The 3,866-nt window shown below is 57.7% G+C and carries 3 protein-coding genes; 1 reads left to right on the top strand and 2 read right to left on the bottom strand.

Features of this window, described 5'->3' with window-relative positions; translation table 11 throughout:
• Positions 1-527 precede the first annotated feature (527 nt).
• Both A6A04_RS18340 and A6A04_RS21980 read right to left on the bottom strand, forming a co-directional pair.
• Positions 528-923 (bottom strand): bacteriohemerythrin, encoded by a 396-nt coding sequence (locus A6A04_RS18340; RefSeq protein WP_082915054.1) that lies wholly within the window; start codon positions 921-923, stop codon positions 528-530.
• Positions 924-1,001: 78 nt separating this feature from the next.
• Positions 1,002-1,466, bottom strand: a complete 465-nt coding sequence (locus tag A6A04_RS21980) for a MucR family transcriptional regulator (RefSeq protein ID WP_082915053.1) — start codon at positions 1,464-1,466, stop codon at positions 1,002-1,004.
• 667 nt (positions 1,467-2,133) lie between these two features.
• On the opposite strand from A6A04_RS21980, the gene A6A04_RS18335 reads away from it, so the two are divergent.
• Positions 2,134-3,816, top strand: a complete 1,683-nt coding sequence (locus A6A04_RS18335) for a FliG C-terminal domain-containing protein (RefSeq protein ID WP_068495480.1) — start codon at positions 2,134-2,136, stop codon at positions 3,814-3,816.
• The last annotated feature ends 50 nt before the right edge of the window (positions 3,817-3,866 follow it).

The following is a 3,866-nucleotide window of genomic DNA, read 5'->3' as shown; positions in this document are numbered from 1 at the left end:
CTCCGTCGCCCCTGGCCAGGCAACATCAACCATGCTTCACTAACATTCGATCTGGAGCCGCCATTGGGGGCCGGTCACACCTTCCGGCCTTGCGCCAGAAGCACGTCCGCTTCACGCAGCTTGCCGATGATCTCTTCGGCGGTATGTCTCTTCTTCGGCATGGAATGTCCCCTTCATGGTCAGTTGAATTATTACATTCAACCTGGAGCCATTCACGGGGGGAGGGTCACTTTTCCTCCAAAGGTGCCACCGTGACGCGCCTTCTCAGCGGTAAGCCGGACCCATTCGGCGATATGCTTGCGGCGCTCATCCCCCGTCAGTCCAGATCGATGGAGGTGATCCGTCACCGGCCTGTATCGGCCGATCCTGCAGCATCCTACGTGCGATTTACCCAACATTTCCGCGTGGGGGTAGGGGGCCATAGGTCCTTACCCACATGAGCCCCCGCACCGATGCCGGGGGCGCATAAATTGGGGTGCAAAATGAAGGAAAAAACGAGATGTTAGTTTTACACATATGAGCGTCAGTTAAAATGTGTAAGCGTCAAAAAAAACCTTATCCTCAGTCATGATGTGGCGTACTAGCCATTTGGAGAGATAGGCGGCCATTTCAGCTGAGATGTCTGCGTTCGAATTAAGCTGCTCCTCGAAGCTCCCCATCTGCTTGACGAACTGGCGGTGCTGCTCAAAATGAAAAGCTTTTAGTTCGTAACCATGATACTTGGTGAATATCGCCTCTTCTCGATCGAAGTGATATTTAGTGTAGTCACTTAAGCCGCCAAGTATTCCTCTTGCCATTTCAGCAGCATTATGATTATTTATAGCATCCTCTGGTGCTCGTAGATAAGTAAATAGAGTTTTATGGTCGTCATCTATTTCTGTAATTCCAGTTAATAATTTGTCATTCCAGCCAAAGCTCCCCATTATCCCCTCCTCATTCGGAGTTTTCCTTGTGCCCAATTGAGTGGGCCATAGTGCATTTTACATCTAGGCGGTAGCCCGTCACACCGATGATTTGGCCCAGCGAGAAGCAGGGTAGCGATGCTGGGGCAGCACCTCATCGGGGGTGGGCTGAACTTTATTGCGAGAATGGCCTAGCCCGATTGCTTTGGCCATTTCCGAGCGGCGCTGGGCGTATTCCTGCGCGACAAGGGGGTAGTTGGTGGGAAGGGACCACTTGACCCTGTAATCGGCTACAGAGAGCCCGTGAGCGACCCGAAGATGGTTTTTTAGTATCGCCAGCCCCTTCCCACACTCGAGGCAGTTGATCGCGCTGGGCGTCACGGATTTCTTTACCGGCACGGCGGGTTGGTGCTGCGATACTGATAGTACAGGTTCTTGGGATGTGGCGCGGACCAGGGCCGCATGAGTTGCCTCTATTATGCCAGGGAGATTGGCGACGGGCACTTCATTGCCGCGAAGAAACGCGGCGACAATTCGGGCGGTGAGCGCAATGGCATCTGTCAACGGTGAGATTCCTGAGTTGGTTTCAGTGTGGATGGGACGTGGCATCAACTAATGACATTGTATGGTATGGCTGGAATTCTCAACATCCGAAGGGGATAGCCGAAACCTATGCGTTTTGTGCCCCATGAGGCCCTCAAGGACATATAGCCAGGTCCCCCTAAGGCACATCCGCCAGTGAGATTGTGCCGTCTCCCGCACCCGCTGCTCATGGGAGGCATACCGCGGTTGTGTCCACAAGAATCCGCTCGCGTCCACATCCGTAGGCGGGACGCTCGGATACTGCGAACCGCGCTAAGCAATTGAAATTTCTGGCTGTCCCACAGGTAGTGAAGGCCATACTACCCATTATATATAGTTAAATCAACGACATAATAGGGCGAAATGTGGTCTTATTGACCGCGTGTGCCACAGGCGTGTAGCACATAGCGGGAGCAAGTCAAGATCTCCGCATGAGCTCAAACGACTATCCCCTTGCCGTATTTAGCCCTCATATTGGGGGCTCGGGGACCGGCAACATCGGAGGTCTTGGCTAGTTGGTTGCCAATGCCCACTGCGGTCGGGTTGGTCTCGTCTCATGACCCAAGGCGGCATGCACCGCTACCTTGGCGATTGCTATCCTGACGCTTCAGCGTCAGCTACGATGCGCCTGACCTGTCCGAGGGACCGCATGGACGACATCGACAAGGCCCGCGCCACCATCCCACCCATCTCCGGGTCTTTGCATGACGCTGTCGCGGTCTGGGACAGGGGCGACTACGAGGCGGCGGTGCGGCGGTTACGACCGCTGGCCGTCCATGGTGACCGCAATGCGCAGTTCATGCTTGGCAATGCCTACGAACATGGCGACGGGGTGCCTCAGGATGCCGATGCCGCCATGCGCTGGTACTGCCTTGCCGCTGAACAGGGTATGGCAGCGGCGCAGCGCAATGTCGGCTTGCTCCATGAGAATGGAACTGTGGGTGAGCGGGATTACGCTGAGGCGTTGCGCTGGTTCCAGATGGCTGGCGACCAAGGCGATGCCGATGCACTGTGCCAGATCGGCGTATTGCACTCCTGCGGCCTCGCTGTGGAGCGGGATTATGTCGAGGCGCTGCGGTTGCTCTGCATGGCAGCAGACAAGGGGCTGGCAGAGGCGCAGTTCCGTATCGGTGCCCACTACTTTTCCGGCCATGGGGTAGAACAGGACTATGGCGAGGCCATGCGCTGGTACCGCCTCGCCTCCGACCAAGGCTTATGGGCGGCGCAACTCAACATCGCCTCCATGTATCTCCATGGTCATGGCGTGAAGACGGATTTCGTTGAGGCCAAACGCTGGTTCGATCTGGCTGAGGGCGGACGCATGGTTGCGGTCATGGATATTGCGGCCAATGATGCCCCGCCCTTCGACGACCCGGCAGAAAAGGTCTGGAAGCGGTTGCTCGCCGACGCGCCTCCTGCATCCCAGCCAGGAACGGAATCGGCTGCCAAGGACGGCGATGCCGATTCCGCCCTAGCGCACGGCCTCTCCCTGTATCAATCGCTGGATTTTCAGGCCCGTTGCAAGGGGTCGTGGTGGATCGAGCGCGCCGCCGAATTGGGCCTGACTAAAGCCCAGGTCCTGATGGCCGACCTGCTGGGCAGCGGTTCGTCGCTGGCGGCATGGGAACTGTATGGCATCCACACCGACGAGAAGGCCGCCGCATGGTGGCGCGCCGCCGCCGAGGCAAGTGCGGCGCCCCCAGCATGGCGGAAGCAGATCGAACGCGGATGGCCGGTCGTCGGGCCAGTCAAGACATCCGAACCCTTGTCGGTTATTCCTCCGTTGTCAGATTTGAGATTCGAGGACATCGTCAAGCTCGGCTCCGAGGCGATGCTGATCCTCTTGCGATATATTGACATGGACGACTGCGCCTGGGCGCTGGCTCCCGTTCACAGTGATGAGAGGTTCCGGGAACGGCATTTCTTTCTGAACCACATGCCCAAGCCAGTGGCGCGGTCAGTGATGCGCGTCATGCTGACGGCGGACACCATGAACGAGTCGGGGAAGTGCTGGGACGCCCAAGGGCGGATCATCGGCACCTTGACGGAGTTGGTCGAGGAGGGGGAGATAACCCTTCCCGATGTTTTAGTCGCGGAATTGACGGCGCGGGACAGAGGGACTGCGGAATGCCCGCTTTTCTCCTTCGGTGATCGGGAGGCGGAGTTTAATGCCGCCTATCGGAGGCTGGCCCGACGCTCAGGTCGCGGTGCGCCCATGGCCCCACCGGATCCCCTTGGGACATTTTGTCGGCCACGAGGGCCTCGAATGCCCGAGGGGTCACAAGATGATCATCTGGGCACCTCCGGAAACCTCTTCATTCTGACGGTTTGAGAGTTGTTCCGGGCGTGAATTGCGGTTGATCGGCGTTTCCGGGTCTGTTT

The sequence above is a fragment of the Paramagnetospirillum marisnigri genome, assembly GCF_001650715.1.
Lineage (GTDB): Bacteria > Pseudomonadota > Alphaproteobacteria > Rhodospirillales > Magnetospirillaceae > Phaeospirillum > Phaeospirillum marisnigri.
This window is presented reverse-complemented; position numbering and strand designations above follow the sequence as displayed.

Excerpts from the sequence above, each read along its gene's own strand:
- A6A04_RS18335 (WP_068495480.1), top strand. The coding sequence starts at position 2,134 with ATGGACGACATCGACAAGGCCCGCGCCACCATCCCACCCATCTCCGGG.
- A6A04_RS18340 (WP_082915054.1), bottom strand. The coding sequence starts at position 923 with ATGGGGAGCTTTGGCTGGAATGACAAATTATTAACTGGAATTACAGAA.